Genomic DNA, 4,789 nt, shown 5'->3' with positions numbered 1-4,789 from the left:
AATTTAGATTGGTCGCTTTCAAAGCGACAATTATGCACCAAGAAGAGATTGATCATAGTCAAACAAAGCTTCATTAATTTCATAAATGTTATAATTTCCCTGGATTATAAAATATTCAATAATTACATCAAACTTACTACTATGAGATAATGTATATCCTGCTTTACTTAGCAAATCAAAAGTTTCATCTAAATTCAATTTTAATGAAATAGCAAAAGCTATAGCTGTTAACTTACTAGGCTTATAATTCTCATTATTTTTAATTTTCGAGAAAAGCTTCCTACTTATATTTGCCCTCTTATATGTTTCGGCATCAGTCATGCTCTTATCATCAATAAGTCGTAAAAGCATATTAGTAAAAGATTCATCTAATTGATTAACTAAATCCTCAAGCTTGCGGTTGCTTTTTTTTATTTCAGCTGAAGAACACTCATCACATTCCATTCTTTTAGATTCCATTTGTTGCATTGGTAAAAACTCACGAAGGTCTTCATATCTTCTGCGCTTATTAGATTTTTCCTCTTTAACATAATTCTCATCAATATATTTTTCAATTTTAGAAAATAGTTTTTCACTTAAAATAGAAGCTTTTTTATCATAAACTACTAAATATACCATGATATCGTGATTCAATAAAAATTCGCTTATTGCAGTAACAGCTATGTGAAGAGCCTGGTCTTTTGGATAACCATAAATACCTGAAGATATTAATGGAAAGGTCATGGAATCACATTTATACTGTAAAGCAAGCTTTAAAGAATTAATATAACAGTTATATAATTTATCTGCTTCCCCTGAGTTTCCATCCTTCCATATAGGTCCTACAGTATGAATAACATATTTTGATGAAAGATTATATCCACTAGTTATGACAGCTTGTCCAACCTTGCAGTACCTAATACTATCACATTCCTCTTGAAGCTCTTTTACTCCTGCAGCATGAAAAATAGCACCACATACTCCACCACCCATTTTTAGTCTAGTATTTGCCGCGTTAACTATTACATCTACTTCCATTTTAGTTATATCATTTCTGATTATTTGTATTGGCATAATTAAGTATCTCCTTTTATATAACATCATCTCTTTCAAAAAAATATCCTTTAAACTAAGTAATGCTCCTAAAATTTTTCCACTCTTAATATAATTTTAGTGCAAAATTTTCATTATAAATGGATTTAAAATAATAATTATCATAGTGGTAATTCCGTGATATAATTTTTTCTACTAAACACTCAAAAATATCTTGTCTACATTTTATAATATTTCCAATAATTTATAAAGCATTTTAAGTATTTTCATATAAATATATACAATTTTGTAATAATAGATAGAATTAAATAAAAAGATTTAAATATATATTCATTCTATTACCACGAGCGAAACCAATTAAAGTTATATTTACAGTTCTCGCCATTTTCACTGCAAACTCAGTAGTTGCTGAATGTGATACTAAAATAGGTATTTTTGCCTTTGCGGTTTTCATTAAAATATCTGACTATAATGATTAATCTAAATTAGCTGCAATATTTTTGTTTCGAGCGGCACAAGGCCATATAAAATTAAATACTTAATTTACTGCAATTTATCAGTAAAAAGAAAAATCAAGTAAATGAATATCTATGTATTTCTGCACTAAACTTAGACAAAAGAAAAAGGACAATCTTTATAAGCTTATTTTTTGAAGTTTATAAAGATTGTCCTTCCGTTTCTTAATTCAAAGATTTTTTTGCAAACCAATTATAACCCTAAAGGAATACCTAAGAGCAATGAGCTTTTGAAAAAATCTACCTTTGCATTTAATATATCCCTATAGAATATTTTCTAGCAATACATCTACCCATAAATTTGGACCTCTGGGGTATTTGTGAAACCTTTAGGTTGAGCTTGCTATATAGTAACCCATCATATTAGTAAAAAAGATAACTCATTAATTTGATTTCTTCCAAATAGTCTATCAACAAAACTTAAAAATTGTTGATAGCTAAAATTGATTATTGTATATATTCACTAGTACTACTAGCAAAGAATTGCAAATGCCGAACCTTCTCTTCACACTCCCCATACACCTTAATATGATTGCCATCCTTATCATACTCAGAGCCTTTCAAGAAAGAATCTCTTTCCCTAAATACAGGATACCCAATTGAACCACATCTTTTAATACAAAAAGTTCCTTCATACCAAAGCTCTCCTGTTTCATAATAAATTCTTCCTTGTTGAAAATATCTAGGTCCATAGTATTGCCTAGGTCCTTTATTATACTCTCCTATAAATTTTAGATTTCCATTTTCATAATACTCTCTACCAGTTTCTATAAACCAATCATCACCAAAACTTCCCTCCATATGTTTTACTCCATTTTCAAAATATCTTATACCTTGTCCAGATGGAACTAATTCTTTCATACTCTCCTCGCATTTTGTAAAACCTTCATATTTTATCTTTCCAGATGGATAATATATTATTTCCCATTTTGCTTTACCATTCATAATTTGCACCCCTTTTTTAATAATCATCTCTACGATTAAATCCCCCACTGCACTTAACATCCTCATAACATTTCTCACAATAATGGTAATCATCAATAGCTCTCCAAGTACGATTATATTCACTTATAGCCCCACAATTAGGACACTGATAGTAATTCTTATAGCTTATATAACCGTCCATTCTTTTCTTAAACTCATCGTACCACTTACTCCGTTTTTCAAACTCTGAAGTAATCCAAATATTACTGCGATTTTCCATCAAAAACTTTGTATTCTTCTTAATAAATTTCTGTAATGATTTATTTTTTTTACCCTCATTTACTAAATAATCATAGTCAATTACTATTGAATATAATTCTATTTCCTCCGGTCTCTTCTCTCTCACTTTTCCTTCAATATCTATTAGTTCCTCAAGTCCATTCTTTAAAATACAATACATACGATAAACCTCTGCTGCAAAAGCTCCATCTCCACCTTCATCATCTACTATTTCTTCATATTCACTGTCGTATATTATTTCTTCTATGTCTTTAATAAAATTAATCAATTTAATATGTTCCAATGGGTCAATATCTATATCTGTTGCATTTACTATTTTATAACTTTCAATCTTAGGATACATATCAATAAATTCAATATACATCATGCTATATTCATCCCAATATGGATTATAATCTTCCCCTAAATCATAAAACTCATAAAACTCTTCACAGCAATCCTCGCAGCAAAAATGTCTATCATCAGAATCAATATAGTATACATCATCTATAAGCTTAAAACATTGCGCACATCTTCCTGGAACTATTTTCACACTCCAATAACCCTTCTTATAATCTAACCATCCCTCTCTTCTGAACTCTGGTAACAAACATCTTCCAATATAAGCTACTACTCCACTCTTTTTTGACACCTTCTTAATCCCTTTAATTAAACTAGGTAGGTCCTTCTGTAGCCTCTCAAAAATATCCTTACTGCTTAATTTCTTTTCATTTGCAAAATACTGAATAGCCCATTTTTGAAATAGTTGTTTCTCCTTTTCTTTTAGTTTCATTTTTATCTCCTCCTATTTTTTGCAAAATAAAAGAACCATCCGTAATTGAATGATCCTTTTTTGCCTCTATTACTAATATACATATGCTTTTGTAGTTTCTGCACAGATTTTGTGTTTATTAGAAATTTTATTATCTATTGATATATTTCATCCTTATAATTATCAATCATATCAAAGCCATAATCCCTACTAAATTCAGAAGAAACACAATAGCAAGTGAACATCGTCCATTGGCTCGCTCACAAAGAACCCTGGGTGGATTTTTTTCTATATCCAGGGTTCCTTGGCGCCTTATGATAACAAGTTCGTCGACTACGTCTCCTCACAAGAAGCACCGTTGCTAATTAACAAATTGTAAACCTTGTCAATAAAAGTTAATATCCGTAAATTTTCCTTTAAAGAATTAGTTTCTTATAAGTTCTAATTTATCAGAATTACCTGAATTCCTAATCACTTGCTCAACAAAACTTTTATATTCTTTCCTTCTATCACTAACATTAAAATAATTTAGTATCATAGATGAATTAATAAACTTTTCTTTTTTGTCACCAATATACATGGAATAACTACTCCAATTATAATACTCTGGCTTATCCACTATATTTGCTCTTATAGGATTTAGATGTATGTACCTGCTAGTTTCTAACATTTGAGAGTCACTATCTACAATTTCAGAAAAATATCTTTTTTCATAAAGATGTCCACAATAATTATACTTATTATTGAAATACCTTGGATATATACTATTTATTCTTTTCATAAAATAGTTAATATGCTTATCATAAGTATGTAACAATAAATGTACGTGGTTATCCATTAGGCAATAACACACAATATCATACTCATTTTTATAATACTTTATGTTTCCTTCCAATTGTGCTAAATAAACTTCAAAATCTTCTTTATCTCTGAAAATATCATTTCTTCTATTACCTCTAATAGTTACGTGATGGGTAGTGTTAGGATACCATACTCTTACTTTATTGATCATAAAAAATCACTCTCTTTACTTTTAGTTCTTGCTTAAATATGCCCAATTTTAATGACATTTAAACAATGTTCTAAAAATTTATAGAAGTGACTTTTTCAATTCTGAAATTCTATTTTCTTTTTCTATTACTTTTTTTACATATTTGTTCATATATTGTTCATCAGTACCGGTGCTCTTAGCATAGCCATCAACCTAAGAATACAATTTTATTCCAATGCTTGATGGCTATTTTAATTTATACAATTGGAAATTAAA

Annotated in this window: 5 protein-coding genes; all 5 read right to left on the bottom strand. The window is 29.1% G+C overall.

The genetic code is table 11. From position 1 onward, the window contains the following. Window positions 1–30 precede the first annotated feature (30 nt). On the bottom strand, window positions 31–1,053 hold the full coding sequence (locus ACVHXK_RS18460; protein WP_461207880.1) for a macro domain-containing protein: 1,023 nt from the start codon (window positions 1,051–1,053) through the stop codon (window positions 31–33). A 283-nt stretch (window positions 1,054–1,336) separates the two neighbouring features. Further along, on the bottom strand, window positions 1,337–1,486 hold the full coding sequence (locus tag ACVHXK_RS18455) for a formate dehydrogenase accessory sulfurtransferase FdhD (protein WP_461207879.1): 150 nt from the start codon (window positions 1,484–1,486) through the stop codon (window positions 1,337–1,339). Window positions 1,487–1,994: 508 nt separating this feature from the next. Next, entirely contained in the window at window positions 1,995–2,492 is a 498-nt protein-coding gene (locus tag ACVHXK_RS18450) for a toxin-antitoxin system YwqK family antitoxin (RefSeq protein WP_461207878.1), read from the bottom strand. 16 nt (window positions 2,493–2,508) lie between these two features. Further along, window positions 2,509–3,543 (bottom strand): hypothetical protein, encoded by a 1,035-nt coding sequence (locus tag ACVHXK_RS18445; RefSeq protein ID WP_461207877.1) that lies wholly within the window; start codon window positions 3,541–3,543, stop codon window positions 2,509–2,511. A gap of 403 nt (window positions 3,544–3,946) precedes the next feature. Continuing rightward, window positions 3,947–4,534: a transposase gene (locus ACVHXK_RS18440; protein WP_461207876.1), complete on the bottom strand. Its 588-nt coding sequence runs from the start codon at window positions 4,532–4,534 to the stop codon at window positions 3,947–3,949. Between the last annotated feature and the right edge of the window lie 255 nt (window positions 4,535–4,789).

It is taken from the genome of Clostridium sp. DL1XJH146 (assembly GCF_054819755.1).
This window is presented reverse-complemented; position numbering and strand designations above follow the sequence as displayed.

What these genes read in the sequence shown, in the direction of transcription:
- ACVHXK_RS18460 (WP_461207880.1), bottom strand. Translation starts at nt 1,053, where the DNA reads ATGCCAATACAAATAATCAGAAATGATATAACTAAAATGGAAGTAGAT.
- ACVHXK_RS18455 (WP_461207879.1), bottom strand. Translation starts at nt 1,486, where the DNA reads ATGAAAACCGCAAAGGCAAAAATACCTATTTTAGTATCACATTCAGCA.
- ACVHXK_RS18450 (WP_461207878.1), bottom strand. Translation starts at nt 2,492, where the DNA reads ATGAATGGTAAAGCAAAATGGGAAATAATATATTATCCATCTGGAAAG.
- ACVHXK_RS18445 (WP_461207877.1), bottom strand. Translation starts at nt 3,543, where the DNA reads ATGAAACTAAAAGAAAAGGAGAAACAACTATTTCAAAAATGGGCTATT.
- ACVHXK_RS18440 (WP_461207876.1), bottom strand. Translation starts at nt 4,534, where the DNA reads ATGATCAATAAAGTAAGAGTATGGTATCCTAACACTACCCATCACGTA.